The 26,609-nt window shown below is 53.3% G+C and carries 25 protein-coding genes and 1 tRNA gene; 7 read left to right on the top strand and 19 right to left on the bottom strand.

Annotated features, from left to right (window positions below):
• Positions 1-23: 23 nt before the first annotated feature.
• Genes V7028_RS00215 through tyrS form a run of 6 tightly spaced genes read right to left on the bottom strand, consistent with a single transcriptional unit; the run spans position 24 to position 5,630 of the window.
• Positions 24-653 (bottom strand): riboflavin synthase, encoded by a 630-nt coding sequence (locus V7028_RS00215; RefSeq protein WP_334118092.1) that lies wholly within the window; start codon positions 651-653, stop codon positions 24-26.
• Between the two features lie 8 nt (positions 654-661).
• A complete protein-coding gene (gene ribD, locus V7028_RS00210) occupies positions 662-1,795 on the bottom strand; it encodes a bifunctional diaminohydroxyphosphoribosylaminopyrimidine deaminase/5-amino-6-(5-phosphoribosylamino)uracil reductase RibD (RefSeq protein WP_334118091.1) in 1,134 nt (377 codons plus the stop codon).
• 14 nt (positions 1,796-1,809) lie between these two features.
• Positions 1,810-2,319: a transcriptional regulator NrdR gene (nrdR, locus tag V7028_RS00205; protein WP_334118090.1), complete on the bottom strand. Its 510-nt coding sequence runs from the start codon at positions 2,317-2,319 to the stop codon at positions 1,810-1,812.
• Positions 2,320-2,337: 18 nt separating this feature from the next.
• Positions 2,338-3,582 (bottom strand): serine hydroxymethyltransferase, encoded by a 1,245-nt coding sequence (glyA, locus tag V7028_RS00200; RefSeq protein ID WP_334118089.1) that lies wholly within the window; start codon positions 3,580-3,582, stop codon positions 2,338-2,340.
• A gap of 54 nt (positions 3,583-3,636) precedes the next feature.
• Entirely contained in the window at positions 3,637-4,362 is a 726-nt protein-coding gene (locus V7028_RS00195; protein ID WP_334118088.1) for a histidine phosphatase family protein, read from the bottom strand.
• A complete protein-coding gene (gene tyrS / locus V7028_RS00190; protein WP_334118087.1) occupies positions 4,359-5,630 on the bottom strand; it encodes a tyrosine--tRNA ligase in 1,272 nt (423 codons plus the stop codon). The genes V7028_RS00195 and tyrS overlap by 4 nt, the downstream gene beginning before the upstream one ends.
• Before the next feature lie 284 nt (positions 5,631-5,914).
• Between tyrS and V7028_RS00185 the strand changes: the two genes are divergently transcribed.
• Both V7028_RS00185 and V7028_RS00180 read left to right on the top strand, forming a co-directional pair.
• Positions 5,915-7,147: a M23 family metallopeptidase gene (locus tag V7028_RS00185; protein WP_334118086.1), complete on the top strand. Its 1,233-nt coding sequence runs from the start codon at positions 5,915-5,917 to the stop codon at positions 7,145-7,147.
• Between the two features lie 3 nt (positions 7,148-7,150).
• Positions 7,151-8,278, top strand: a complete 1,128-nt coding sequence (locus tag V7028_RS00180; protein WP_334118085.1) for an anhydro-N-acetylmuramic acid kinase — start codon at positions 7,151-7,153, stop codon at positions 8,276-8,278.
• Here V7028_RS00180 and V7028_RS00175 read toward each other — a convergent pair.
• Together V7028_RS00175 and V7028_RS00170 are read right to left on the bottom strand one after the other, a co-directional pair.
• A complete protein-coding gene (locus V7028_RS00175) occupies positions 8,267-10,075 on the bottom strand; it encodes an ATP-binding protein (protein WP_334118084.1) in 1,809 nt (602 codons plus the stop codon). The two genes, V7028_RS00180 and V7028_RS00175, sit on opposite strands and share 12 nt — an antisense overlap.
• Positions 10,076-10,122: 47 nt before the next feature.
• Positions 10,123-10,794, bottom strand: coding sequence for a response regulator transcription factor (locus V7028_RS00170; RefSeq protein ID WP_334118083.1), 672 nt, complete (start codon positions 10,792-10,794; stop codon positions 10,123-10,125).
• 319 nt (positions 10,795-11,113) lie between these two features.
• On the opposite strand from V7028_RS00170, the gene fabR reads away from it, so the two are divergent.
• Genes fabR through V7028_RS00150 form a run of 4 tightly spaced genes read left to right on the top strand, consistent with a single transcriptional unit; the run spans position 11,114 to position 14,758 of the window.
• Positions 11,114-11,815 (top strand): HTH-type transcriptional repressor FabR, encoded by a 702-nt coding sequence (gene fabR / locus V7028_RS00165; protein WP_334118082.1) that lies wholly within the window; start codon positions 11,114-11,116, stop codon positions 11,813-11,815.
• Positions 11,812-13,227, top strand: a complete 1,416-nt coding sequence (locus tag V7028_RS00160; RefSeq protein ID WP_334118081.1) for a UbiA family prenyltransferase — start codon at positions 11,812-11,814, stop codon at positions 13,225-13,227. The genes fabR and V7028_RS00160 overlap by 4 nt, the downstream gene beginning before the upstream one ends.
• A gap of 13 nt (positions 13,228-13,240) precedes the next feature.
• Positions 13,241-13,720 carry an ArnT family glycosyltransferase gene (locus V7028_RS00155; protein WP_334118080.1) on the top strand — a complete coding sequence of 160 codons (480 nt, stop codon included), beginning with the start codon at positions 13,241-13,243 and terminating at the stop codon, positions 13,718-13,720.
• Positions 13,721-13,738: 18 nt separating this feature from the next.
• Positions 13,739-14,758, top strand: a complete 1,020-nt coding sequence (locus tag V7028_RS00150; RefSeq protein ID WP_334118079.1) for a hypothetical protein — start codon at positions 13,739-13,741, stop codon at positions 14,756-14,758.
• Positions 14,759-14,769: 11 nt separating this feature from the next.
• On the opposite strand, the gene V7028_RS00145 is transcribed toward V7028_RS00150, so the two are convergent.
• The 11 genes from V7028_RS00145 to ybgC all read right to left on the bottom strand — a co-directional run bounded on the left by V7028_RS00145 (position 14,770) and on the right by ybgC (position 24,862).
• A complete protein-coding gene (locus V7028_RS00145; RefSeq protein ID WP_334118078.1) occupies positions 14,770-15,741 on the bottom strand; it encodes a hypothetical protein in 972 nt (323 codons plus the stop codon).
• Positions 15,728-18,025 (bottom strand): galactose oxidase-like domain-containing protein, encoded by a 2,298-nt coding sequence (locus V7028_RS00140; protein ID WP_334118077.1) that lies wholly within the window; start codon positions 18,023-18,025, stop codon positions 15,728-15,730. The genes V7028_RS00145 and V7028_RS00140 overlap by 14 nt, the downstream gene beginning before the upstream one ends.
• A gap of 320 nt (positions 18,026-18,345) precedes the next feature.
• Positions 18,346-18,422 (bottom strand) — tRNA-Met (locus tag V7028_RS00135).
• A 67-nt stretch (positions 18,423-18,489) separates the two neighbouring features.
• Complete coding sequence (locus V7028_RS00130) at positions 18,490-19,605, bottom strand: YeeE/YedE family protein (RefSeq protein ID WP_334118076.1); 1,116 nt, start codon at positions 19,603-19,605, stop codon at positions 18,490-18,492.
• A 72-nt stretch (positions 19,606-19,677) separates the two neighbouring features.
• Positions 19,678-20,424 (bottom strand): tol-pal system protein YbgF, encoded by a 747-nt coding sequence (gene ybgF / locus V7028_RS00125; RefSeq protein ID WP_334118075.1) that lies wholly within the window; start codon positions 20,422-20,424, stop codon positions 19,678-19,680.
• Positions 20,425-20,443: 19 nt separating this feature from the next.
• Entirely contained in the window at positions 20,444-20,971 is a 528-nt protein-coding gene (gene pal, locus V7028_RS00120; RefSeq protein ID WP_334118074.1) for a peptidoglycan-associated lipoprotein Pal, read from the bottom strand.
• Positions 20,972-21,028: 57 nt separating this feature from the next.
• Positions 21,029-22,366 (bottom strand): Tol-Pal system beta propeller repeat protein TolB, encoded by a 1,338-nt coding sequence (gene tolB, locus V7028_RS00115; RefSeq protein WP_334118073.1) that lies wholly within the window; start codon positions 22,364-22,366, stop codon positions 21,029-21,031.
• A 14-nt stretch (positions 22,367-22,380) separates the two neighbouring features.
• On the bottom strand, positions 22,381-23,268 hold the full coding sequence (locus V7028_RS00110; RefSeq protein WP_334118072.1) for an energy transducer TonB: 888 nt from the start codon (positions 23,266-23,268) through the stop codon (positions 22,381-22,383).
• Positions 23,265-23,693 carry a protein TolR gene (gene tolR, locus V7028_RS00105; protein ID WP_334118071.1) on the bottom strand — a complete coding sequence of 143 codons (429 nt, stop codon included), beginning with the start codon at positions 23,691-23,693 and terminating at the stop codon, positions 23,265-23,267. Before tolR ends, V7028_RS00110 begins: the two co-directional genes overlap by 4 nt.
• Positions 23,694-23,736: 43 nt before the next feature.
• Positions 23,737-24,414 carry a protein TolQ gene (tolQ, locus tag V7028_RS00100; protein WP_334118070.1) on the bottom strand — a complete coding sequence of 226 codons (678 nt, stop codon included), beginning with the start codon at positions 24,412-24,414 and terminating at the stop codon, positions 23,737-23,739.
• Positions 24,415-24,457: 43 nt separating this feature from the next.
• Positions 24,458-24,862 carry a tol-pal system-associated acyl-CoA thioesterase gene (gene ybgC / locus V7028_RS00095; RefSeq protein ID WP_334118069.1) on the bottom strand — a complete coding sequence of 135 codons (405 nt, stop codon included), beginning with the start codon at positions 24,860-24,862 and terminating at the stop codon, positions 24,458-24,460.
• Positions 24,863-25,001: 139 nt separating this feature from the next.
• On the opposite strand from ybgC, the gene V7028_RS00090 reads away from it, so the two are divergent.
• Positions 25,002-26,471 (top strand): WS/DGAT/MGAT family O-acyltransferase, encoded by a 1,470-nt coding sequence (locus V7028_RS00090; RefSeq protein ID WP_334118068.1) that lies wholly within the window; start codon positions 25,002-25,004, stop codon positions 26,469-26,471.
• The last annotated feature ends 138 nt before the right edge of the window (positions 26,472-26,609 follow it).

Raw genomic sequence — 26,609 nt, 5'->3', positions numbered from 1 at the left:
GCTCTGTTGGAAATAATTGATTGTTACCCCTGATTCAAATTCATTGTCTTCACAATCCGCTCGCAGTAACGCGCAATCTGGTCAATTTCCAGATTCACCGGGCTGCCCGCTTTCAAGTGTTTCAGCGTGGTCATTTGCACAGTGTGCGGAATCAGGTTGATGTGAATGTCGCATTCGCCGTTTGCATGGTCGTCGACCAGGTTCACGGTCAGGCTGACGCCATTCACGGTCACCGAACCTTTGTAGGCAAAAAAAGGCGACAGGGTTTTGGGTGCGCGAATTTGCAGGTGCCAGCTTTCACCCACGGGTTCAAATTCGGCAACGCTGCCCAGGCCATCCACGTGGCCGCTGACCAAGTGGCCACCCACACGATCGGACAAGCGCATGGCTTTTTCCAGATTCACTTCACCGGGCTGGTTCAGTCCCACTGTTTTTGACAAACTTTCCTGCGACACGTCGACATGGAAGGTGTGGTCAGCCATGGCCACCACAGTCATGCAGGCACCCTGAATGGCAATGCTGTCGCCCAGCTTTACGTCTGAAAAATCAAGCGTGGGTGCATGCACGGCAAGGCGCACGCCTGCATATGCAGAATTTTGCAGGGGCTCGACAGTTTTGATTTGGCCGATCGATTCAATGATTCCGGTGAACATGGGTGCTACTACTCCTGATTGTTGCGAATCCACGTAATGCGCAGATCGCTTCCTTTTTGTTCAAATGAATGCAATGCCCAGTCCATGTAGGCGGGCAGGGCGTCCAGTTCGGGCAAGCGGAACAGGCCTTGGCCTGGCCCCAGAAAACGCGGGGCAATGTACTGCACAATTTCATCGACCAGCCCGGCTTGCAAGAACGAACCGTTCAGGCCGAACCCTGCCTCCAGATGCAATTCGTTGATGTCACGTTCGGCCAGTTCCTCTAGCAGGCGCAGCAGGTCGGTTTTTACTTTTCCAGCGTGCAAGCCTGCTGCAACCGGGGCCACATTCAGTGCTTCAATGTTGGCGGTGTTGGGGTGCGTACTTAACCAGGCTGGTGCTTCAGGTTCGGTGTGTGCAATCAGTACCCGCCCGGTTTGCAGAAGCCGGGCTTCTGGCGAAATTTCCAGCTTGCTGTCCACGATCACTTTCAGTGGTTGGCGGTCAGTGTCGACGCCGCGCACATTCAGTTGTGGGTTGTCCGCTTTGACCGTGCCAATGCCGCTAAGCACGGCGCAGGCTTGTGCGCGCAGGTGGTGCCCGTCCAGCCGGGCTTCTTCGCCGGTAATCCATTGGCTCACGCCGTTGCTCAAGGCGCTAATGCCATCGGCGCTGCTGGCTATTTTCAGGCGTACCCAAGGGCGCTTGCGTTCCATGCGGCTAAAAAAACCACGGTTGATCCAGCGGGCCTGCTCAACCAATACACCGCTAACAATTTCAATGCCGGCAGCCTGCAAAATGGCCATGCCTTTGCCGGCCACCTGCGGGTTGGGGTCAAGTACGGCCGCTACAACCCTCGCGACACCCGTGGCCACCAGTGCTTCAGCACAGGGGCCTGTGCGGCCATGGTGGGCGCAGGGTTCAAGTGTTACGTAGGCGGTGCTGCCTTTTAAACACACACCGCGTGCTTTCGCATCGGCAATGGCTTGCACTTCGGCATGGGCTTCGCCAGCCCGGGCATGGAAGCCTTCTGCAATTGCAGCACCATCACGCACAAACACGCAGCCCACACGCGGGTTGGGCGTGGTGCTGTACTGGCCCTTCCAGGCCAGGTTTAGCGCATGCTGCATCCAGTGTTCATCGTCGGGGTGCTGGGTCGCCATGGCCTCAGTTACTTTTAATCGCCTTTTTTGATCGGGCGTGCTTTGGGTTTGCTGGTGTTGACCGTACTTTCCGCAGGCGCGGTCAAGTGCGCAATTTCTTCCGAGAAACTTTGCAGGTCTTCGAAGCTTTTGTAAACCGAAGCGAAGCGAATATACGCCACGGTGTCGAGCTGTTTAAGCTGTTGCATCACCAATTCGCCCAGAAACTTGGTATCGACCTCCCGGGCTGCGCTGACCAGCAGTTTTTCTTCAATGCTGGAAATGGCCTCGTCAATCGCTTCTGCGCGAACAGGGCGTTTGCGCAGCGCCAGCATCAAACTGCCGCGCAGTTTGTCGCGAGAGAATTCAACCCGTGAACCGTCTTTTTTCACGATGGCAGGCAGAAACAGTTCTGCCCGTTCGTAGGTGGTGAAGCGTTTGCCACAACTGCTGCATTGCCTGCGGCGGCGAATCGCGTCGCCTTCTTCAGACGTGCGCGAATCGACTACCTGGGTGTCGGCGTTGCCGCAGAAGGGGCATTTCATTACGCCGCCGCCCCTTGTTTACTTGTAAACAGGGAACTGGCTGGTCAATTCCTTGACCTTGGCACGAACGGTGGCCAATGTGGCTTCGTCTTCCGGGTTTTCCAGTACATCAGCAATCAAGTGACCAACCGCGCGGGCTTGTTCTTCCTTGAAACCGCGTGTGGTCATGGCTGGGCTGCCCAAGCGAATGCCGCTGGTGACAAACGGCTTTTCCGGATCGTTTGGAATCGCGTTTTTGTTCACGGTAATGTGCGCATTGCCCAAGCAAGCTTCAGCAGCCTTGCCGGTAATGCCCTTGGCGCGCAGGTCAACCAGCATCACATGGCTTTCAGTGCGGCCAGACACAATGCGCAGGCCACGCTCAACCAGTGTTTCAGCCAATGCTTTGGCGTTCAGTACAACTTGTTGCTGGTATTCCTTGAATTCAGGTTGCAGCGCTTCGAGGAAGGCAACTGCTTTGCCTGCGATCACGTGCATCAAGGGGCCACCCTGAATGCCGGGGAAAATTGCGCTGTTGATTTTCTTGGCCAGCTCTTCTTTCATCAGGATGATGCCGCCACGTGGGCCACGCAGCGATTTGTGCGTGGTCGATGTACACACATCGGCGTGTGGCACGGGGTTGGGGTACACACCCGCGGCGATCAAGCCGGCGTAGTGAGCCATGTCCACCATGAAGTAGGCACCCACTTCCTTGGCAATTTTTGCAAAACGTTCGAAGTCGATGCGCAGCGCGTAGGCTGAAGCGCCAGCGATGATGATTTTTGGTTTGTGTTCACGGGCCAGGGCTTCAACCTGGTCGTAATCAATTGCTTCTTCCTTGTTCAAACCGTAGGACACGACGTTGAACCACTTGCCCGACATGTTCAGGGGCATGCCGTGGGTCAGGTGACCACCTTCCGCGAGAGACAGGCCCATGATGGTGTCGCCGGGTTGCAGCAAGGCAAAAAACACGGCCTGGTTGGCCTGTGAACCTGAATTGGGTTGTACGTTGGCTGCTTCGGCACCGAACAGTTGCTTCAAGCGGTCAATGGCCAGGTCTTCCACCACGTCCACGTATTCACAGCCACCGTAGTAGCGCTTGCCGGGGTAGCCTTCGGCGTATTTGTTGGTCAGTTGTGAACCCTGCGCTTCCATGACGGCCGGGCTGGCGTAGTTTTCAGACGCGATCAGCTCAATGTGGTCTTCCTGGCGGGTGGTTTCCCGCTGGATAGCGGCCCACAGTTCAGGGTCGGTTTGGGCGATGCTCTTTTGGCGGTCAAACATAACGGTTTCCGAAAAAGGATTGGGTTCAAGACAAGCCCAACATTCTAAATGATTTCAAGCGATTCGACCATCGACTTCGTCCATGTTTTGGCCCGTTTCGTCGTTGCGCAAATGGCCCAGCCATGCCCACACCGGTACACTTTTACTGCCTGAAGGCTCAATATCGACCACATTCAGCGCGCAATTGGGCAGTTGCCAGTCACGTTGTTTTTCCAGTGGTTCGCCTGTGCAATGCCGGTAAATGCAATCCAGTACACCGCCGTGGGCAACCAGCAATGTGGTGTGGCCCAGTTGCTCAAGGGCAATTTGCTGAAATGCAGACACCACGCGGTGGTAAAACTGTTCCAGGCTTTCGCCGTCCTGCAGTGGCGCATCGGGTACCCGGTTGCGAAGACTGGCGAATTCTTGCGGGTTTTTCTCGTGCATTTCATCGCCGGTCAGCCCGGAGAGGTGACCGTAATTCCGTTCGCGCAGGCCTTTGTTCAGCACAATCGCAGGGGTTTTGTTGCCGTGAATTGTTTTGGCGGTGGCGTGGGCACGGCCCAGGTCGCTGCTGACGCAGTGCTGGTAAAGCGGCACGCCAGCCGCTTCAAGCTGATCAAAATAACGCTGGACAAGTTGGGCCTGCTGCACCCCGTGTGCGTTCAGGCCAATGTCGGTGTGCCCTTGAAAGCGTTTTTCCTTGTTCCAGTCTGTTTCGCCATGGCGCACCAGAATGAAACGGGTGCCATCGGTCTTCTTGCTGACAACTGTTTTGAAATTCAGGGTTTGTGTACTCAATTCAACTGCACCCTTGCAAACCGGCGTTTGCCCACCTGGATCACATGGCTGCCTTTGGGCAGGCGGGTTGCTTTGTCCGACACTTTTTCGCCTTCAATTTTTACGCCACCCTGTTGAATGTTCCGATTGGCGTCGCTGCTGCTTTCACACAGCCCTGCGGATTTCAGCACCCAGGCCAGGCCTGCGTCGGTTTCACCCTCCGGCAATTCCAAAACCACTTCGGGCATGTCGTCGGGAAGAACGCCCTGCTTGAAGCGGGCTTCAAATTCAGTCAGTGCATCCACAGCAGCTTGCTGGCTGTGAAAGCGGGCCACCAGTTCCTGGGCCAGTGCCACCTTGGCATTGCGCGGGTTTTCACCGTTGGCACAGGCGGTTTTAAGGGCTTCGATTTCCGCGATGGATTTGAAGCTGAGCAGGGTGTACCAGTTCCACATCAACACGTCGGAAATGGACATCACCTTGCCAAACATGTTTGACGGGGTTTCAGTCACGCCCACATAGTTGTTCTTGGACTTCGACATTTTGTCAACGCCATCCGTGCCAACCAGCAGCGGCATGGTCAAAACACATTGCTGGGTCTGTCCGTGCTGCTTCTGAAGTTCACGGCCCACCAGCAAGTTGAATTTCTGGTCGGTGCCACCCATCTCCAGATCCGATTTCAATGCCACGGAATCATAGCCCTGCATGAGCGGGTACAGAAACTCGTGAATTGCGATGGGAACACCCCCTTGATAGCGCTTTGTAAAGTCTTCCCTTTCCAGCATTCTTGCAACTGTGTAACTGGAAGCCAGTTTGATCATGCCGTCGGCGCCCAGGGGCATGCACCATTCACTGTTGAAGCGAATTTCCGTTTTGTCAGCGTCCAGAATTTTCACAGCCTGCAGATGGTAGGTTTTGGCGTTTTCCTGGATTTGTTCGCGGGTCAGTGGCGGGCGTGTGCTGTTTCTGCCCGATGGATCACCGATCATTGAGGTGAAGTCGCCGATCAGGAAAATGACCTGGTGGCCCAGGTCCTGCAGCTGGCGAAGCTTGTTGAGCACCACTGTGTGGCCCAAATGAATGTCGGGTGCCGTGGGGTCCAGACCCAGTTTAATACGGAGAGGTTTGCCCGTTTTTTCGCTTTGAACCAGTTTTTGAATCCATTCTGATTCGATTAATAATTCCTCGCAGCCGCGCTTGGTTACCTCAAGGGCATGGCGAACGGATTCAGACAAATTCTCAGTAATTTCCGTAATATTGGGGGGCCTTCTATCAGGTGACTGTTTCATTTGGCAATCCTTTGTTACACTCTGGCTGATTACGTGTTGTATTTTTGAAAATAATGCTGATTGTGGGCTGTCGGCAACGTGAAATTTCACACATTTAAAACTAAAAAATGATGCTTCAGAATTTCTTAGAGCGAGCAATCGCCGCATGCGTGCAGGGTGTTTCATTCACAAAGCGCCTTGTTCATACAAGTTTGCAATACGCAGACGCCGCACTACCCGAGTCACACAACCACAGAAAGTGGATCATTGTAGGGGTTTTTTCATTCCCTGTTCTTGGTGCGGTGGTGGCAATTGCAGGCTCTGTTCAAAATTCTCCGGTTGATTCAGCCTTGCTGAATTCCGAGGTGGTGCTTGAAGCGATTGAACTGAACCTGGCTGACCAAGGCGTTTATACCTTCGATCCACTGGTTGCCGAAGAGCGCATTCGCCGTGGCGATACCCTGATGGGCTTGCTGGAACGAATGGGCGTGAACACCTTGGGCCTTGGTCCGTTTTTGGCCCAAGACAAAGTGGCCAGAAACCTTGTCAACTTGCGTGCAGGCCGTGTGCTGAGCGTTCAGCAGAACGCAGATGGCGATTTGCAGTGGCTTCGCTACAAAAGTGGTGTGGACGAAGACAAGCAGGAATCAATCCTGATTCAGAAAATCAATGGTCGGTTCATGGCCAAGCTGGAATCTGTCAACTTCGAAAAGCAGATCGTGTTTCGTGCCGGGCGCATTGAGTCTTCCCTGTTTGCAGCGGCTGATAAGGCAGGTCTACCCGATTCTGTGGCCATTCAGTTGACCGAAATTTTTTCATCAGACATCGACTTTCACCGTGAATTGCGTAGAGGCGATGAATTCAAGGTGGTGTATGAAGACCTGACACTGGAAGGGCGCTCTGCCCGTTCAGGCCGGGTGCTTGCTGTGGAATTTGTCAACAACAACAAGCCTTACAGGGCCTATTGGTTTACCCCAAGTGGCAACCAGACTGCGGGCTACTACAACGAAGATGGTCGCAGCCTGAAAAAGTCGTTCCTGCGCTCGCCGTTGGCATTCTCCCGTATTTCGTCCGGCTTCACGCCACGTCGTTTTCACCCCATCCAGCAGCGCTGGAAAGCTCACAACGGTGTAGATTACGCGGCACCGACAGGCACGCCTATCATGGCCACGGCCAGCGGCACGGTGAAGTTTTCCGGTACCCAGAACGGTTATGGCAACTTTGTTGAAATTCAGCACCACAGTGGCTACAGCACTGCGTATGCCCACCTGTCGCGCTTTGCCAAAGGGGTGCGCGTGGGCCAGAAGGTAGAGCAGGGTGATGTAATTGGTTACGTGGGTGCAACTGGCTGGGCCACCGGCCCCCATTTGCATTACGAGTTTCGCGTGAACCGTGTGCCCAAAAACCCGTTGAGCATTACTGTTGCACAGGCAGAGCCATTGAACCGGAATTCCTTCAACGAGTTCAAGCGCGTGCAACTTGCCTTGGACCGTCGCATGGAACTGGCCACGGCGCAACGAATTGCCCGCGCGCAGTAAACCATGATTGCATTGGGCGTCATGTCCGGCACCAGCACAGATGGTGTCGACGTGGCCGCCATTCAAATAGATCCCAAGTCTGAAGAAATGCGGTTTCTCGGTGCTGTCAGTGCCGAATTTCCGCTCGACCTGCGCAGCAATTTGTTGTTGTTGCAACAAATTCCCCCACAGTTTGATGCCAATTCCGATCCCCTTGGTGTTTTTCTTCAAGCCCGCCGTGAGCTGACCTTGATGTACTCGGACTCTGTGAGCGAATTGCTTGTCACCTTGGGCCTTGATGCAGCAGACATCCGTGTGCTGGGTGCACATGGGCAAACCCTGCGACATCGCCCCGACCTTGGGTACACCTATCAGATGCTGGATGGTGCCTTGTTGGCAAGTGCATCCCAAATTGATGTGGTAAGCGATCTGCGTTCCAAAGATGTTGCTTTGGGTGGGCAGGGCGCTCCACTGGTGCCTGCCTTCCACCGGGCGTGGTTAAACGGTAAAGGCATTTATGAACGCACAGCCGTGCTGAATCTGGGTGGCTTTTCGAATTTGACGGTGCTGCATGGTGCGGGTGTGCCTGTGACTGGTGGTGATTGCGGCCCTGCCAATTGTTTGATGGATTTGTGGGCGCAGCGGGTTTTCAATCTGCCCATGGATGAGGACGGTGAAATTGCTGCCTTGGGCAATCCCGATCAAGGTCTGTTGGATATGTTGTGGGCGCATCCCTTTTTTACGCAAGCTTGGCCAAAAAGCACGGGGCGAGATGAATTCAACGAGCAGTGGTTTGATGCGTGTCTTGCATCGGTCAGTGCGCTTGGGCCCGAAGATGTGATGGCAACGCTGTTGGCATTGACCGTGCAAGCTGTTAAATCCAGTTTGCCAATCGAAGTTGAGCAGGTTTACGTGTGTGGGGGTGGTGCGAAAAACAGCACATTGATGGTCCAGTTAAAATGTGACTGCGCGCCAGTTGATTTCCTGCCCATCGAGAACCTTGGTTTGCCCACGCAGGCCGTCGAAGCGTCAGCGTTTGCATGGCTGGCCATTCAGAATGTTTCCGGAAAAGTCGGAAATTGCCCTTCAGTGACCGGTGCCCGGCGAGGGGCGGTGCTTGGTGCTTTGCACCTGTGTGATTCAGGTCGATAAGATTGGGCTTTTCGCGTGCATGTTGCTGACTGATTGCGCTTGGCCCACGCTGGATTGGTTAATCGATGGCACTGTGTCCCGGCAAGGGAATAATTCCGAGATGATATGCAGGCTGTGGTCCGCCTGATTCGGATTCATCGGGATTCGAATCATCTCGCGGCTGAATTCAACTTGGGGATTGCTTTCTTCGCTGGCGTTGTATATCAGAATGCAGCAGGGTTCGTAATCCAGCATGGATCCAAGAAGCTTGAGTTGTTTGCTTGCGATTTCCTTGTGACCCGCCTCACCGGCGTACATGATGTACACGGGAGACATTCCTTTTCGAAGCGCGCTCAGGTAAGCCCGGTATGCTCCATTCAAATTGAAGTCGACTTTGTCAAAGCCCTTGACGGGCAGACAACGTTGGATGTCCAGCAGATGCTCATGGTTCATGGCCATTACCTGCGCTTCAAATGTACTTTGAATTGCGTTGCTGGGTAACTTCCAGTGATGGGATACCTCGCCCTCTCCTGGCAATATGACTTCAAACACGGAACCGGCCAAATTTCCGTTGTAATAGCGGTTTCTACATTCGGTTTTTGCCTGAATCTGTTCGCTTAGATCCCGAACAATGTTGGAACCGTGCCCCCAACCTTTGTTGTGAGCAGCCACTTTGTTGTTTTCAACGCCGGAACCTGTGTCGGCAATTTGAAGGCAAATGCGACTATTTCGCCGCCTCAGGCCCACCACCACGCCGCCCTTGGATGTGTATTTGATTGCATTGTCCAGACCATTCCGAATTATTTTTGACAGGGCTTCTTTGTTGCTCAACACGGTCAGGTTGCTGGGCACATAACGGATCTGTAGTTCCTTGACGTCGGCCAGCATTCTGTACTCTTCAATCAGTGGGTTCAGTACTTCGTCTATGGATATCTTTTGAAGTTGTGCTGTATTTTCCTCAACTGGATATCGAATCGCGCTTCCAAGTTGATCGAAAAACTCTTCGAGCATGTTTTTCAGCGCCTTTTGGGCTGTTTGAATGTGTTGGTATCGGGCAGTGACTTCCGGGTCTTTTGAAATTGCTTTGCCCACGCTGGCCAGAATGCCCAAGGTGCTCAAGGGTTGTCGAAGGTCGTGGCGGAAGTCTTTCAATACACGTCGCCCCCGGAATGCCAGTTTCATCAAATCCTGGTCAACTTTGGTTTGTTCGTCCCAGCCTTTCTTGGTTCGGGTTCTGGAAAAGTCTTGAAAACACATGTGAAACAGGCAGGTTCCTAACAGCACGTAATAAGAAATGATGATCACAGACTGATCGGGCTGCCAAGCGTTGGGTGCCGTTGTTTTGAAGTGGATCAGAACGTTCACCGCACAATACATCAGGCTGAAATAGGCGGCTTTCAGGAGTGTTACTTTGGGCAGGTTGTTGTAGGTTCTGGTTATTGCCAGCAGGCATGCGAGTTGAACCGTGATCAAAAGCATCTGTGCAATCAATGAAGTTGCCAGTATATCGGCAGCAGCTAGAAAAACACCCATGCCAAAGGGCAATAGCGCGGATCCTTCTGCGGTTATGTCGCCCCGTTTTCGACCCAGAAAGCCGTTTCCAAAAAACAGGAATGACAACATCAGTAATGCGGCGTGTTGCGGCGTGCCGTGCGCAATTTCAGTGATTGTTTCGTGGCTTAACACCAGAAACCCCATCAAAACGACACCGATTACAGCAGATGCATTTTGCCGTTGATTGGGCAAATGGTTTGCAAAAAACGGATACAGGGCAATCCCCAACAAAATTGCCAACACTGGGAACGAGCTTAATGTCATTGATAAGTTTTATTGACCGCCAACACCAAGGCCGACGGTTGGGTTGTTTATGCCATGGCTGAGGTATTGAGTCGAGGAATTTTTCGATACAAACTCACGGCCTGGGTCCGGTTCTTGACGTTCATTCGGGTAAAAATTTCACGTAAATGGGTTTTAATGGTTTCCGGCGACAAATCCAGCTTTCTGGCGATTTCCTTGTTCGACAAACCCGATGCCAGATAGTGCATAACCTGCTGCTGCTTGTGCGTAAGCTGAATGCCGTTGTTCTGGCCCATGCGACCTGTAATGTGTTCACCATTTGTTTGGCGGTTGGACAGTGCATTGGGGCGCCATTGCACTTGGACGCCAGCCCTGGTCAATGCCTCCAGCAGTACAGCCGAAGTTTGCTCGAAGCCTTCCGACTTGGACAATGTCCAGAACGGGGCTTGTTGGTTGGGCGACACTGAATGCAATAGTTGATCGTCCCCACTCATGATCAACATGGGCAAAGTCGGATTAATCTGGGCCAGGGTGTCAATTACCTCTTGGCCCTGCATGTCGGGCAGGCGAAGGTCGGTGATGACCAGTGCCGGTGTGTTTCTGCTGCAAAGTTCTTTTGCATGGGTAACACTGGCCGCGCACAGTATGTCAGCGTTGGTGGCCACGAACTCTACCAGGTCTTTAATGCCTGTTGCAAAAAGTGGATGGTCTTCGATAACCAGGATTTGGTTTGATGGCATTGTTATTTCCTCCCGAGGATGGATTAGTTTAAAAGGTGTCACCAGATGTGGGCATATGAATATCTTTTATTGATTAACACTTTTTTCCAACCCTCTTTAGGGTGAGTTAATCGCTTCGTTCTGGGACAGTCAATACGCAAAACCCGTAAGTGATGCGATTTATGACGAATTAACCTCGTTCTGTCGCTTTATTTCATTTGGCGTGCATGCCAAATTCATGGCCTTGTCTACTTCTGGGTCGAGTTTGCGTCACTTTTCATTACAATGGCAGGAGGTGGTCGCAAGAACTGGCGATCCGGACGAGGTTCAATCTAACGACATGAGAACAAGACTAAGTGGTGCATCGAAGCCGGCCGATGAAAGCCAGGCCCGCGTAAGACGTAAAGAACAAACGCGCCAGAATTTGATGCAGGCCGCACTCACTTTGGTTGGTAATGGCAGCAGTTTTACTGCGCTTGGAATCCGGGAAATAACCCGGGAGGCTGGTGTGGTGCCTACGGCGTTTTACCGCCATTTCAAGACCACTGACGAATTGGGTCTGGCCTTGGTTGAAGAGAGCGGACTCACATTGCGCCGCCTGTTGCGAGAGGCGCGCCAAGCCAGCCTGCCCGGTGAAGACATGATCCGGCATTCTGTCAGTGTATTTGTAAACTATCTGAAGCAACATCATCTTGAATGGCGATTCATCAGCTCCGAAAGGTCTGGTGGTTCTCAGGCCCTTCGAAACGCCATTCGAAATGAAATTGTGCATTTCACCAATGAAATGGCCAGTGATTTGCGCTTGTTGAACATATTCCCTGGTCTTTCCACCCACACGCTGACGCTTATTTGCAGCGTGGTGGTGACCCTGATGATGAATTCCGCCACTGATTTTCTGGATGCAAGGGCAGATCAACCCCAGATCGAGAAAGAAATGCTGGACAACTTTGTCAAGCAGATTGTCATGGTGTTTCTGGGTGCTGCGCACTGGGAAGAAGAGCCCACAGGCTCTTTGTTCAGTGGATTGAACAAGCCCAAATGACTACAAAGCCGATTGTTTATGTCGACCTGGACGGCACGCTGAGCCCCTCGGATGTGTTACTGGAGTCCAGTCTTCTCTTGCTCAAGAAGAATGTTTTTTACGTGTTCCCGATGCTGTGGTGGGCTTTGCAGGGCGGGTGGGTTTTTAAAACCGAGGTGGCTCGGCGCATTGATCCTGTTCTGGATTTCCTGCCCATTGATGCAACGGTGCTTGAGCGCTTGAACCAGTTGAAGTCTGCCGGGCACGAGTTGGTGTTGGCCAGCGCCTCGATGCGTCGGGATGTGCAAAAGGTTGCCACGCGGCTTGGTTTGTTTGATCGTGTGATTGCCAGTGACGAGTTCAATTTGAAGGGTGCGCGCAAGCTGCAGGCCATTGAGGCAGACAGCAAAGGCGAGCCATTCATGTATTTTGGCGATGCTGCAGTGGATGTGTCTGTCTGGAAGAAAGCCGCTGTGGCCTTCGGGGTTAATACCTCGATGAGCACGCGCACCAAGGCGTTTTCTGCAGGCGTAAGCCTGAATAGAATTGATTCACGACGCACTGGTTTGAAGGTGTGGTTAAAGGCCATGCGTTTGCAGCAGTGGGCCAAAAACGGCTTGTTGTTTTTGCCCTTGATTGCTGCCCACGAAAACGATGCGGCATTGTGGTTGAACATGTTGTTGGGTTTTGTTGCGTTCGGTTTGGTGGCATCGGCCACGTACATCTGGAACGACCTGATGGATTTGAATTCAGACCGGCAACACCCCCGCAAACGCCATCGCCCCATGGCAAGCGGTACTTTGACGATTGCAAAAGCCCTTGTTTTCATGACGCTGCTTGGTTTTGCAGGTTTTGCACTGGCTTGGTTGGCTGTGGGCTGGAAGTTCACCCTGGTGCTGTTGATCTACACCGTGGTGACCCTGCTGTACACCTTTGTGTTCAAGCGCACGGCCTTTGTGGATGTGTTGCTGCTGGCCATGCTGTATACCGTGCGGGTCATTGCCGGTGGTGTGGGCACCGGCATTGGGTTGTCCAGTTGGTTGCTGGCCATTTCGCTGTTTGTTTTCTTGAGCCTGGCTTTAGTAAAGCGTTGTGCTGAACTGGAGTTTTTACAAATTGAGGGCACGCAGCCCCAAGGGCGGGGTTACCGCATGAGCGACCTGAGCTACCTGGTGTCCATGGGCATTTCCAGTGGCTTTGTGGCGGTGCTGGTGTTGGCCTTGTATGTGGATAGCCAGAACGGATCCATGTTGTACCAAACCCCCGAATTTTTGTGGGGCATTTGCCCGCTGTTTCTATATTGGCTGATGAGGATCTGGATCATGACTTCACGCAAGGAAATGATTGACGACCCCGTGCACTTCGCCATTCACGACCGCATCAGCTGGGCCTTTTTGGTGTCCGTGAGTGTGCTGGTTTTTCTGGCGTCCTGACAGGGGTTAATTGATGCAGCAAGCAATCACCTTGCCATCCGCCAAACACGTGTTTTGGCTCACGGTGCTTGTCACCGCGATCGTCAAATTGTGGTTGGCCAGTTTTTTTCCGATGACAGGCGACGAGGCTTTTTTTCATCTGTGGTCGACTGACTTGAACTGGGGCTATTACGACCACCCCCCCATGGTTGGCTGGTGGCTGTGGGCTTTAAGCCATGTGGGCAATCAGCCCATTGTGGTTCGCAGCCTGACCCTGTTGTTAACCACGGTGATTGCCGGCGGAATTGTGCTGCTTGCCCGGGAATTGCTGCCGCGCGATCAAGAACCACGGGCCTGGTTGGCTGGCGCTGTGTATTTGTCCATGCCCGCTTCGTGGTTTGCGGTGTTTGTGACCACCGATACCCCTTTGATCTTTTTCATGGGTCTGTCGGTTTTTACTTATGTGCGGGCCATTAGGGCGGGGTCTGGGGCGGGTATTTTTCTGACCGGCTGATTTCTGGGTCTGGCGTTTTTGTCAAAATATTTTGCAGTGCTGCTGGGCTTCGCATTTGGTTTGCATTTGCTGCTTCAGCGTGAGCGTTTCAAATACCTCTTTTTGCTGCTGGCCGGGGTCATGCCGTTTGCCAGCGTGAACATTGTTTACAACCTGCACAACTGCTGGAACAACATCATGTTCAACCTGGTGAATCGTCACGAGGACGCGCAACTGGGTTGGGGCACCGTGCTGACCTATCTGGGAATGATGTTGTACCTGCTGACACCCTGGGCTTTGTGGAGTTTGCTCAAGGGTGTGCGTGCATGGGCTGGTCAAGGTGCACTGGTGTTTGCCTTGCTGGTGCCATTGGGTTTGTTCTTGCTGATATCCCTTGAAAAAACCGTGGGTTTGCATTGGGTGCTGGGGTTTTTGCCAATCGCCTTCGTGTTGTTGGCACTGTGCACAAGCGGTGTCTGGATGAAGCGTTTTGTGTGGTTCAACGCGGTGTTGTCGATTCCGCATGTGGTGTTGTTCGGCCTGTTGATGCATGCAGACGCAGGCATATGGCCCAGGAAAAGTTTTCAGGAAGATGTGTTGTTTCACCGTGAAATGCCTGCCATCCTGGATGCGCTGACCCGCGACATGCCACCCGGTGGTGTGTTGACGACAGTGGCCTATTCGCCCGCCGCATTGATGACATACCACCATGGCAAAGTGGTGCCTGTGTTTGGTCCGGGCAAATACCATGCGCGCAATGATGACACCTTTGTGGACTGGCGGCAGATGAATGGCAAGCCCATCCGCATTGTGGCCAAGGCCAAGCCGATCGACCCGGCCTTGTATTCTGCTTATCTGGATGATGTGGTTGTGAGAACTGCCGTGGTGCAGGGTGTGCCATTCACGATTGTGGATGGCACTAATTTCAACTACCCCAGGTTCCGTGATGTGGTGTTGCGCGAAGCGGTGGAGAAGTATTATCAAATCCCATCGGTCTTGCCGGTGCTTGATTGCCCGTTTGCCCGCAAGTACGGGTTCGAGGCGCAGTGCGGGCTGTAATTACGTGGCTTTTACTTGCTTGCTGGCGTAATGCGTTGCCACTTCAGTTCGCCTTTCAGCACACTCAGTTCATTCGCGCCTTTCAGTTTCACGGGTATGGTCCAACTGCCAGTGCTGGAAATTTTTGCCGGTTTTTGGTCAAGTCGAGGGTCGTTGTAGGTCACAGTGCCAGTTTCAGACACTTTCACCCACGGTGATCCAGAATTGCCGGGGCTGAAAAACAGCGCTGTTTCCTGTGCCCACTTGTGGGTGCTGTTTAGCCACACGCCATTGTTGCGAAGCTCGAGAAAGGGCTCGTTCTGGTCATCAAGCACCTGAAACTCTTCTTGAGCGGTGCCCATTCGGGCAAGCAACAAGGCATTGCCGCTCAGGCCGGGGATCAGTGCGTTCAATCCCGTGAATTCGGGTTCAGTGGTCAACATGGGGCGCCAGTAGCCAGTCATGGGTTCAGGTTGTACGCGCTCAATTCGAGCATTGACGGGTTTGCCGTTGGCAACAATGCCTAAATTGAAATGCGCAACTTCTTCGTTCATCAAGCGCGGGTCGTACCAGCCATAACCAGCTTGCTTGTCCAGAAGTACCCAGTTGGGTTTCTGTTTCGGCTTGTTTTTCAGGCGATCGGGAATTGGGCCACCGCCAGGTTGCCTGGATCGGTGCCAACCCCTTGCGTTCAGGTCGGCGTACAGTTTGTTGCCATCAAAACGCAGGAAGGGGCGCTGGTCTTCGCCCAGCACCTCAACGCGCTGTTGCCCGTCTGTGGCCAGGGAAAATTGATAGGCATTGGTTTTTACAACCTGAAGGCTGATGCCTTTGGGCAGTTTGGCCTTTGGGCTGACTGTGGGAATGCCACCTTCGCTGCCATGTTCAGCATGCGCAAAGGCTGGGTTTGTTTGGATAAGGGCGGAAATGATCAGGGTTGAAAAAGAAAACGCCAGGCAGGCGCCCAGCGTTTTCTTCACCCAGTGCGTATTAGCGACTGGCATTGGCGGTCGCCACTGCCTGGCTGCCATGCTTGAGCATGAAGCTGACTGCTTTCGAAGGCAGAAGGCTGCCATCTGCCTGCTTGGTACGAACAATGGTCATGTAAGCACCTTGTGGCACAACAGCAGCCTGGTCTGGAATGTTGAAACGAACGCTTGTGCCCGTGATGGTCAATCTGTTTGTTGGAATGATCACGGTGCGCTGGTCAGCGTCAGTCAGGTGGGTGGTCACGGTGTGGCGAACCAGGGAAACCGAGTCGATCTTGCCCATGTCGGTGCCTGGTGCCATTTCCAGTGTCACTTGCTGGCCTTTGTTGAAAAGGCGCATTTCAGTTTTGCCGTTGCCGGTTGCTGTGCCATTGCCACCCGCGAAACCAACCAGTACCGGGCGGTTCGGGTTGCTTACATAAGGCGGGGAGTAAATTTCGAACGATGGATCACGGCCGTCATTGGGTGAAAATCCAAAGGCAGCCAGATTGATGTTCTTGGTGTACAAGGTTGAAATTGGCGCGTGGCCACCCACCAGTACCCGACCGTCTTGCATCAACAATGCGGTGTTGTGATAAGTACGCGCGTTGTTGGCCACGGCCATCTGTGTCCACTTCTTGGTAACGGGGTCGAAGCGTTCTGCGGTTTTGCGCGGAAACTCCACGCCTGGCGCAGCCACACCATCGCGATCGCCGCCGCTGAAGGTCATCACGGAATCATCCGGCAGCAACACGCCGGAACCATACCAGCGTGTCTCGTTCAGTGACCCCGTCACTTCACTTTGATAGCTGGTGATATTGTTCCCATCGGTTTTTACCGTGTCAATCCGTGAGGAAGCCACTGCCACATAACCACCGGGTGATGTAGCACCCACCAAAGGCAGCACGCCGCCTGCGGTCAGGAAACTTGCGTCCTTGTACTGTCCCTGCGCGTTGGGGCGCAACGGCATCATGACGGAAAACGTGGATCCGCGCATGCCCGAGCCCACAACCTTTTGAGCCATTTGTTCGGGGTTGCTGGTGGTGACTGTGCTTAACGCTTGCTGAAGTGCCTGGGGGCTCTTCATTGGGGCGCTCATGAGCGTTTTTGTCAGCGCGTCCATGGCAGCACTTTGTGCCGTCAACGGGTTCATGATTTGGGTCAGCGATTCAAGGCCTGCATCACTGAACTTCAGCGGGAAGCCAGCGTAAGCCAGGTCAGACCATGTCTGGTTGGCTGGGTTGTAAGTTGCTGCGATATTCCACAAAGGCTGGTCGTAAGATTGACCGTTCGGGTTGAATGCCTGACCGCCCGCGTTGTAGTACACATGGCCGTTGGGTAGCAGGTGCAAGCGCGGGTACAGGGGCAGTGATCGCTGCCCGGTCTCTGCATTGACAGTCCACTTTCCTTTTCCGTCATTGGCTTTTGGGTCAAATGTTTCTGTTTGTGGCACATTGCGACCGCTTTGCTCGGGTGCGTTGGGATAGATCGGCTTGATCAGTTTGGTCACGCCACTGGCCACGAACATTTTGCTGTCGGGCAGTGTGACAAGGGCAGGGTACCAGCGACCGAAATTCATGTCGGCCAATTGACCCCAGGTGTTGGTGTTGGGGTTGTAGGCACGGCTGTTTTTAAGGCCTTCCAGTTCGGTCAGGCCATAGCCAACAGCGTTGTTGCCAGGTTCGCTGTAATAGGCGGTTCCGCCCACAGCCATGATGCGGCCATCGGCCAGCATGGCCACGTCGGCACAGAACAATGCACCATCGGCACTGTTGGTTTCTTTGTTGCTCAGGCCAGGGATCAATTCGGTGATTTCATAGCCATCGGGGTTGGCGCCTGAATCCACTTCAACCGGGCGTGTCCACAGCGTTGCGGCATTTGCATCACGGGGAATTTGCATGACACGGGTTTGATCGTTGATGGCTTTTTGGCCAAAGTCGACCAGAATGCTGAACTCGAAATCTTCAGTGCCTTCCAGCGCGTTGAAATACAGGAAGTCGCCATTGGGCAGCAAGGAAATGGTGCCGGCGGCGGGCTTGCAGCGCAGTTTGCCATTTGCCCCAATCCCTTCGCATTTGTTGTCAGTGCGAATGCCTTGCAAGTCTCCGTTGGCATCGTCTGCCGCGGAACGTTCGTAAACGAAAGGCTCAGCAAATGGTTTGGTGAATGAACCCTTCTGAGTCGCAGGCGCGACGCCTTTGTCTGTACTCACCGGGTTGTATTTGGCGCCGATCAAGTCGTCCAAAAGACCCGCTTGTGCGGGCAGTGCAGACCCCAATCCAATGGCGATTACTGCAGATAGTTTATTCAGCTTGAACACGTGTTATCTCCTCTCGACAAGTATTTTTATTCAAGAAAGAAGAAACGTGGTCACAGCGTGCTGCGTGTCTCCATTCTTGTTGTTAACGTTTGTTACTGTTGGAGTGCATTTTTAGATGCATCTTTCTAAAAAGAATAACCGTGATTATGGTTTTAAACAATCGTCGCTATATTCACTTTAATGAATAAATTACGGAGTCATTTGTGGGCTATTGGCGGGATTGTGTGAAGAATGGTCGAACAGAAAAAATGCGGTATATTGGAAAGCAAAAAGCCCATGCAACAGTGCATGGGCTTTTTCTGTATTTTATTTCTGAAATTTGGTGGCGAATCAGGGACTCGAACCCCGGACCTGCGGATTATGATTCCGTCGCTCTAACCAACTGAGCTAATTCGCCGAAGACCGAGAGTATAACCGAGCTTTCTGAAAAAAAGAAGGGCTTCAAACACTCTTTGTCATCAATTTTAAACCATGCGCTCTACGCGCCACATTTGGTATTTCAACGCCAGCACTGCGCCCAACAGAATGCTGCCCAAGGCAACCCACGAAGCCAGCGACAAAGTGCTGACGCCGCTAAGGCCCTGGCCCACCGTGCAACCCAATGCCAGTACGCCACCGACACCCATCAGCACGGCGCCGATGGTGTGGTTCGCGGTGTCTTCGACACCTTGAAATGTTTCCCAGCGAAAAGATTTTTCTGCGAATGCATTGCCGGCTGCGCCCAGAACAACGCCAAAGCAGGCGACAACGCCCACGGTCAGCACGCGTGACTGGTCTGAGAAAAACATCAGCCATTCCAGTGTGTAGGCGTAAGGCGCAACAAAACTGAACCCTTCGGCGCGGTTGGCATAACTGCCCAGGTAAGCGGCTTCCAGTGTGTCAGGGTGTTCTGGAATATAGGCCAGTTGAAACACCACCCACCAGGCTGCAAGAATGGTCAGGCCTACACCCACACCACCCAATATGGTTTCCTTGTTCCAGGCTGATTTGTTGGCCAGCGCTGCGATCAAAAGCAAGGTTGGCATGGCAATGGCCAGAACCGGCGCCACAATGCTTGTGTCGGTTGACACCAAGCCTGCAAGAAGATCAGGCAGGTAGGCGCTGGTTTCGAACTGAAAACGCACCGTATCCAGATAATTGGCGCGAAGCACGCCAAACACACCGCGAAGGGTCATGTAGGCGGCCACGCCCATGATCATGAACACCATCAAGGCTTTCAAGTTGCCTGCGCCCAGGCGAATCAGGGTTTTGCTGCCACAGCCAGACGCAAGCACCATGCCGGCACCAAACAGAATGCCTCCAAGAATGCCGGAAAGCCAAGACCACTGATTGCCCAGATAAATGGTGTCGTTCAAGTTGGCGTAGCCAGCCAGGCTCATGGTTTGCAGCCCCAGGGTTGCGACTGCGATTGCGACAACCCACATGCGCATGCGGGTCCAGTCACCAAAGTTGACAATGTCGGCTACGGCACCCATGGTGCAGAAGTGTGTTCTGTGGGAAATGGCGCCGAAAGAAAGACCCACTCCGAAAGTAGCCCAAAGCACGACGCTTTGAATGTTGCTGACGTTGATTTCTTCCATGAACCGGCACCTTTGTATTTGTAGTGCCGGTATTTTACCCGCGCAGCGTAGCCGCGTGCAGGGTTTTTGTTTTTACTTCAACGCGTTCAAACGGGCTTTTGCGCTTGTTGCGGCGGGGCTGTCCGGGTATTTGGTTACCAGTTCATTCAATGTTTTCCTGGCACCGGGAATGCTTTTCAGCTCGAGTTGCGAACTGGCCATGCTCAACAGTGCATCGGGTGCGCGGGGGCTGTCGGGGAAATCTTTCGCCAGATCACGTTGAGTGACCAGCGCTGTTTTGTACTCGCCTTGGGCAAACTGTGTGCTGCCTAAAAAGTAGCGAACCTGGGGTTCCAGCTTGCTTTGTTTGTACTTGCCCAGGAACTCTTCAAATTGCCGAGCTGCGTCTTTGTAGTTTCCGGCCTTGAAGTGATCCAGGCCAGCCTGGTAATCACCGAATTGTTCGGGGGGGACGGATAGTTCTTCGCCATCAAGCTGCACGGCTTTGGGTTCCAGCTTTTTGATGCGTTCATCCAGGTTGGTGTACAGCAGTTTGTTGTCTTCTTGCAGTTTGCGAATGTTGTTGCTGGCAACTTCGAGATCGCCGCGCAAACGGGCGATCTCCCGGTCTTTGTCGCTCAGGGACTGCGCCAGTGTAAGTTGCCCCTGATTGGCCGACTCCATTCGGGCGATCCGTTCCTCAAGCTGTTTGACCTGTTGACGCAGTTCCACAATCGCTTTGCGGGCTTCGGTGTCATCAAAAATTGCAAAAGCAGGGTTTGATGCGAAGACGCAAAACAGGGCGCTTATCCAGGCTAATTGCTTGACGTTCAGAGTCATCTCGAATGGATTCCTTTAATTACTGATAAACGATGTCGGAACGACGGTTTTCTGCCCAAGCGGCTTCGTTGCTGCCGGTTGCTTTTGGTTTTTCTTTGCCGAAGCTTACGGTTTCAATCTGGCCTTCTTTCACGCCCAGTGCAGACATCAATGATTTCACTGCATCAGCGCGGCGCTGACCCAATGCCAGGTTGTATTCTGCGCCGCCACGTTCGTCGGTGTTGCCCTGAACTACTACCTTGCGGTTGGGGTTGGCAAGCAGGTATTTGGCGTGGTTTTGAACCAGTTCACGGTACTCAGACTTGACAGTATAGCTGTCGTAGTCGAAGTACACGCTGCGCTTGGCCAATACGCCTTGTGGGTCGTTCAAAGGATCGGCGTTGCCTGGGGTTACTGTGGGTACGGCACGGCCATCACCTGAACCTGGGGCTGTGCCTGTCTTTGATTCGACAGCGGGTTTGTCGTTCAAGGGGACGGCAGAGCTACATGCGGCCAATACAGCCACCATTGCTGAAATTGCCAAGTATTTGACCATCGATTGTTTCATTGTTTTCTCCAGACCTAAAGAATGTTGAGTGTAAAACCAGTTAAAGCAAATTCAAAATCAATCATTTAAAAATGGTCCCCAGGTGGGTTCCGAAATATCAGCGCCTGAACTGCTCAAGGTGTACTTGATCCGTCCATCTTTTGAAACCACGGCAAGGGTTCCCTTGCCTCCCGATCTGGTTGCATACAAAATGTAGCGCCCATTTGGCGAGAAGCTTGGACTTTCTTCGCGCCCGGTACTTGTCAGCAGCATCTCGGTGCCGCCTGCCAAATCAAGCACCGCTATTTTGAATTGTCCTTCCCGACGCGTTACGTAGGTCAGGGTTTTATCATCGGGGCTGATCCGGGGCGAGATATTGTATCCACCTTCGAATGTTACGCGTGATGCATTGCCTCCATTTGTGCTCATTCGGTAAATTTGTGGGCCGCCTCCACGATCGGAGGTGAAATAAATGCTTTGGCCATCGTGGCTGTAGGCGGGTTCGGTGTTGATTCCGTTGCCGCTTGTCAGCCGGTTAAGGCCTGATCCATCTGCGCCCATCGAAAAAATTTGTGATCCACCGTCTTTCGTCAGTACCACTGCGATTTTTCCACCCTTGGATGACCAGGCCGGCGCACTGTTGCTGCCTTTGAAGTTCGCCAGTGCCTTGCGCCGTCCTGTAGCAAGTGTGTGAACAAACACAACAGGTTTGCGGGTTTCAAAGGAAACATAGGCAAGTTGCGTGCCGTCGGGTGACCAGGAAGGTGAAATGATGGGTTCTTTGGAGGCCAGCGCGATCTGCGGATTTGCACCGTCAGCATCAGCAATAATTAAGCGGTAGCGGCCAGGTGCTTTTTCAACATAGGCTAGGCGGGTCGCAAACACACCTTTTTCGCCCAGCATTTTTTCATATACGTAGTCGGCAATCTTGTGTGCGGTCAGGCGCAAGGCGGATTGCGCGATGACGTAGCTGAATTTGCCAAGGGACTTTTGCTGCGCGGTGTCGTGCAGGTTAAAGCGCAGGTCCAGCCGCCCATCGGGCAGTCTCTTTACGGAACCGACAATCAGCGCGTCCACGCCGATTGATTTCCATGCGGTTGGATCAATCAAGGTTGCTTCGTTCAGGTCAATGTTGCTGGTGGTGTTGATCGAGCGGAAAAAGCCGCTTCGCACCAAGTCGTCTTCGATGATCTTTTTGATGTCTTCAGGCAAGCCCTGATTGCCCTGGAATGGCGCAGCCGAAAAGGCGATCTGGTTGGCGCCTACGCCTGTGATATCGATTTTCAGCTGGGCTTGTGCAGTGTTTGAAAATGCCATCAAGGCGAACGTGGCCAGCGCTGCGTGTGCCACACGGCGGATACGGCCCCAAAGGGCGGTGTTGGGGATTGAATACATGGGTGTGTTGGCGTAGTTCATTGTTTCACTATGAATTAAACGTCTTTTGGACGAAATGAGAGGACAAGCACGGGTTCAACTGAACCATCTTCGGCCCTGGGTAGTGGACTGGAGCGCTGCAAAGCCCGCTCCACAGCGCTGTCCCACGCTGGCAATCCACTGCTTTTCTTTTGTGTAATAGATACAATTTCCCCGTTGGGCAGTTGTTTAACCTCAAAAACGGCCTCTGGGTTGCCGTCCACGGAATCGGCACTTGGAAACACGATCTTGCTTCGAACATATTGCCGTATCCGGTCACTGTACAGTGCCTTGTTCCGGCTGTTGCCTGCAGACGTGCTTCCAGTGTTGGGTGCGCCACCTGTAATGCGGGCCAGTTCTTCCTGTCTTAACTTCTTTGCCAGTTCGGGATCAATTCTGGGTTCTGGCTTGGGCTCAGGCTTGGGTTCCGGCTTGGGCTTTGGCTTCGGCTCAGGCTTGGGTTCCGGCTTTGGCTTTGGCTTCGGCTCAGGCTTGGGTTCCGGCTTTGGCTTCGGCTTGGGTTTGGGCAATTCAATTTCGGCCTTGGGTGGTTCCACTGGTTTTGGGGGTGGAGGGGGTGGTTCTACCTTCGGTTCTGGCTTCGGCTCGGGCGTTGGCTCTGGTTGTGGGGCGGCAATGGGCTCGTTGGCCGGCATTTCAGACCACAATACAGCCTCAAAGGCGGCGGGTTCTTCGGTGTTCCAGTTCAAGCCGACAACAAAAAAAGCAACCAGTGCCAAGTGGGCCAGCAGTGATGCGGTCAGGCCCACCTTCTCGCCTGTGTGGTCTTTGGGCGGTGGCAAGCGTGCTTCAAGCCCGCTTTCCTTGGTCATCTTGGAAAGCAGTGCCTGATGGGCTTGGGTAAATTCCCAGCCGTTGCGTGGCTTGGCTGTGTCTGCGTTCATTTGATTTTCGGTTTCACCAGCAGGCCAACTTTCTGGATCTGTGCGTTTTGAAGTGCATCCATGGCGTCGACCACCGCTTGGTACTGGATCGATTTCTCGGCGGAAATGACCACGGGGCGATCAGGTTCATCGGCCTGAAGTTTCTTGACTTCAGCGGCCAGATCTTCCAGGCGTACTTCAGTGCTTTTGTTGGTTTTCATGTCTTTGACCACCAAGCTGCCTACTTGACGCACCGTGACTTCAATTGGGCGCATCTGTTTGGGCGGGTTGGTGTTGGCCATGGACGGCAGGTCGATCACCGATGGGGTGATCATGGGTGCCGTGACCATGAAAATGATCAGCAGCACCAACATCACGTCGATGTAGGGCACCACATTGATCTCGTTCATGGCGCGTCTGGATTTTCGTCCAAGTTCGGCTTTCATTGATTAAATTTCCTGTTGCTAATTGCTGGCCTCAGTGCTGCCATTAATGCTGACGTTGCAGAATGTTCAAAAATTCTTCAACGAAAGATTCAAACTGCGTGGACAAGCGATCGATGTCGTTGGCGTAGCGGTTATAGGCGACCACCGCAGGGATGGCTGCGAACAGGCCAATTGCGGTGGCAATAAGCGCTTCGGCAATGCCGGGGGCCACGGATGCAAGGGTCGCTTGCTGCACATTGGCCAAGCCAACGAAAGCATGCATGATGCCCCACACAGTGCCAAACAGGCCGATGTAAGGGCTGACTGAGCCGGCCGAGGCCAGGAAGGGCAGGTTGCGTTCCAGAATTTCATTTTCGCGCTGGAAAGCGGCTTTCATGGCGCGGCGTGACCCGTCGATGATCAAGGAGTAATCGGTCAGGCCTTTTTTGTCGCGGGCGCGCAGGAATTCGCTCATGCCAGCTTCAAAAATGCGTTCAAGCGGACCAGCTTCGTTGCGGCGCATGCCTGCACGCTGGAACAAGGTATTCAGGTCACCGCCAGACCAGAATTCTTCTTCGAATTTGTCGGCTTGGCGTTTGGTGCGCTTCAGGACTGCCCACTTTTTGAAAATGGTCGCCCAGGAAATCAAGGAAATCATGACCAGAATCAGCATGACCAACTGGACAACCAGGCTGGCCTGTGCGATCAGGGAAATGAACGACATGTCGGTAGAGATATCCATTAATGGTCCGGGATAAGAAAAATGATTTGAATCGAATAACGCACTAGGCCATCAATTGGTTGAGTTGCGTGAAAACAGCAGGGGGAATTGCAGCGGGCTTCAGGCTTTGGGTGTTTACACACCCCACCTTGGTTTTGCCTTCGCAAAGCACCTCGCCTTGGCGCGTAACCACTTGTTTGAAGACTGCAGAAACCCGCTTAAGTTCAGTAAGTTCCACTGACACTTCAAGTACATCCTCAAGTTTAGCAGAGCGCAGGTAATTCAGTTCGGTCCGACTGACAACGAAGACCAATTGGTGCTCATTCATTAGCGATTTCATGCCGATGCTTTGCTGCAGGAACCATTCGCTGCGGGCGCGCTCCATGAATTTCAGGTAGTTGCCATAATAAACAATGCCACCGGCATCGGTGTCCTCGAAATACACACGCAGTGAATACTTGAATGTCATGAAATGGCCAAGGTCTGTTTCAGTAGTATGCTAGCGATATTGTAAGCAGGAGAGGGGCTTGACTTAAGGGTTGAGTGGTCCTGTAACTACTAATTTATTGAATTTATTAAACCAATAACGAGAAGTGGAGACCACTGAGATGGCAAGAAATATTCCTTTGCTGGACGCATCCTGGCTGTATGTGGAGTCGAAAGAGGCACCGATGCATGTGGGCAGCATGGCAATTTTCACTGTGCCGGATGGCGAAACCACCCAAGATGCCATTGCCCGCATTGTTCAAATGCTGCGCAATTCCGTCGAGTTTTCCCCGCCATTTAATTACCGTTTGTCCAGCCCGCGTTTGTTGACCCTGATGCCCAAATGGATTGAGGCCGACAAAGTGGATCTGGATTACCATTTTCGCCACAGCGCTTTGCCCGCACCCGGTGGCGAGCGCGAACTGGGCACCTTGATTTCCCGCCTGCATTCGCACCCCCTGGATTTTCGCAAGCCTTTGTGGGAAATGCACCTGATTGAAGGCCTTTACGGCAATCGATTTGCTTTGTACACCAAGATGCATCATTCGCTGATGGATGGCGTAGGCGGCATGCGCCTGATGGAACGTATTTTTGGCAAGTCGGCCAAAGAAAGCCTGGGTTTGCCCGCCCCATGGTCGGTGGGCACCATCAGCAAAAAGAAGAAAAGCAGCGAACCGCAACATTTTGCAGACCAGGCCCGCGAGGCTTGGGAAGCCGCCAAGTTAAGTGGGCAATCGTTGCCTGCCGCAGGCCGTGCCTTGATGGACCTGATGCGCGAGGCGTTGAAGCCAACCGACCCGGCTTTGGCCACGCCTTTTTCTGGCCCCAAGTCGATTGTGAACCGGCGCGTGGGTGGCGCCCGCCGTTTGGCTACGCAAACCTATCCCCTGGAACGAATTCGCGCGGTTGCCGAAGCCGCCAAGGTGAGCGTGAACGATATTTTTCTGGCAATTTGTTCTAGCTCCATTCGTCGCTATTTGCTGGAGCGGGATGCGCTGCCTTCGGAATCACTCACTGCTGGCTTGCCAGTGTCCGTTCGTCCCGCCGATGACCTGGACGGTGGCAATGCAATCAGCTTTATCATTGCGAACCTGTACACAACGGAAAGTGATCCTTTGGTGCGTTTGAAGGAAATTCGCCGATCCACGCAACTGGCCAAGGCCAATTTGCAGGCCATGCCCAAGGAGGCGATCAACAACTACACCATCATGTTGATGGCACCGATGATGTTGCAGTTGGTGTCGGGTCTGGGTGGTTTGACCCGTCCAATTTTCAACACGGTTATCTCCAACGTGCCCGGCCCATCGCGTGATTTGTATTTCTCGGGTTGCCGCCTGGAGCAGTTCTATCCAATTTCGCTGATTCCACACGGGCAGGCATTGAACATTACGGTGGTCAGTTATTCCGGACAGTTCAATGTGGCCTTTACTGGTGACCACGATGCCTTGCCGTCCATGCAGCGTTTGTCGGTTTACACCGGCGAGGCGCTGGAAGAGCTTGAGGCGTTGTTGGGCGTGAAGCAGGAAAGCAAAGCACCTGTTGCTGCGAAGAAGCCAGCTGTGCGAAAGAAGCTGAAAGCGGCTGAGGATTGATTGTGCCCACTCGGCGCGAGAGTCCCAATCGCTCGCCTGAAAACCTGTATTTCCCCGTTTGAATTGATTCGCAGCGTTCGGCTGCAAGCCGACTCCGAATCAGGCCGTCTGTTTTGCCTGATTCGGTGAGCAAGAGTG

It is taken from the genome of Limnobacter sp., assembly GCF_036846585.1.
In the GTDB taxonomy this organism is placed as follows: Bacteria; Pseudomonadota; Gammaproteobacteria; order Burkholderiales; family Burkholderiaceae_B; genus Limnobacter.
This window is presented reverse-complemented; position numbering and strand designations above follow the sequence as displayed.

Bases quoted from the DNA above. Each gene is read 5' to 3' on its own strand.
- V7028_RS00215 (WP_334118092.1), bottom strand. From the start codon at position 653: ATGTTCACCGGAATCATTGAATCGATCGGCCAAATCAAAACTGTCGAG.
- ribD (WP_334118091.1), bottom strand. From the start codon at position 1,795: ATGGCGACCCAGCACCCCGACGATGAACACTGGATGCAGCATGCGCTA.
- nrdR (WP_334118090.1), bottom strand. From the start codon at position 2,319: ATGAAATGCCCCTTCTGCGGCAACGCCGACACCCAGGTAGTCGATTCG.
- glyA (WP_334118089.1), bottom strand. From the start codon at position 3,582: ATGTTTGACCGCCAAAAGAGCATCGCCCAAACCGACCCTGAACTGTGG.
- tyrS (WP_334118087.1), bottom strand. From the start codon at position 5,630: ATGAAACAGTCACCTGATAGAAGGCCCCCCAATATTACGGAAATTACT.
- V7028_RS00180 (WP_334118085.1), top strand. From the start codon at position 7,151: ATGATTGCATTGGGCGTCATGTCCGGCACCAGCACAGATGGTGTCGAC.
- V7028_RS00175 (WP_334118084.1), bottom strand. From the start codon at position 10,075: ATGACATTAAGCTCGTTCCCAGTGTTGGCAATTTTGTTGGGGATTGCC.
- V7028_RS00170 (WP_334118083.1), bottom strand. From the start codon at position 10,794: ATGCCATCAAACCAAATCCTGGTTATCGAAGACCATCCACTTTTTGCA.
- fabR (WP_334118082.1), top strand. From the start codon at position 11,114: ATGAGAACAAGACTAAGTGGTGCATCGAAGCCGGCCGATGAAAGCCAG.
- V7028_RS00160 (WP_334118081.1), top strand. From the start codon at position 11,812: ATGACTACAAAGCCGATTGTTTATGTCGACCTGGACGGCACGCTGAGC.
- V7028_RS00155 (WP_334118080.1), top strand. From the start codon at position 13,241: ATGCAGCAAGCAATCACCTTGCCATCCGCCAAACACGTGTTTTGGCTC.
- V7028_RS00145 (WP_334118078.1), bottom strand. From the start codon at position 15,741: ATGCCAGTCGCTAATACGCACTGGGTGAAGAAAACGCTGGGCGCCTGC.
- V7028_RS00130 (WP_334118076.1), bottom strand. From the start codon at position 19,605: ATGGAAGAAATCAACGTCAGCAACATTCAAAGCGTCGTGCTTTGGGCT.
- ybgF (WP_334118075.1), bottom strand. From the start codon at position 20,424: ATGACTCTGAACGTCAAGCAATTAGCCTGGATAAGCGCCCTGTTTTGC.
- pal (WP_334118074.1), bottom strand. From the start codon at position 20,971: ATGAAACAATCGATGGTCAAATACTTGGCAATTTCAGCAATGGTGGCT.
- tolB (WP_334118073.1), bottom strand. From the start codon at position 22,366: ATGAACTACGCCAACACACCCATGTATTCAATCCCCAACACCGCCCTT.
- V7028_RS00110 (WP_334118072.1), bottom strand. From the start codon at position 23,268: ATGAACGCAGACACAGCCAAGCCACGCAACGGCTGGGAATTTACCCAA.
- tolR (WP_334118071.1), bottom strand. From the start codon at position 23,693: ATGAAAGCCGAACTTGGACGAAAATCCAGACGCGCCATGAACGAGATC.
- tolQ (WP_334118070.1), bottom strand. From the start codon at position 24,414: ATGGATATCTCTACCGACATGTCGTTCATTTCCCTGATCGCACAGGCC.
- ybgC (WP_334118069.1), bottom strand. From the start codon at position 24,862: ATGACATTCAAGTATTCACTGCGTGTGTATTTCGAGGACACCGATGCC.
- V7028_RS00090 (WP_334118068.1), top strand. From the start codon at position 25,002: ATGGCAAGAAATATTCCTTTGCTGGACGCATCCTGGCTGTATGTGGAG.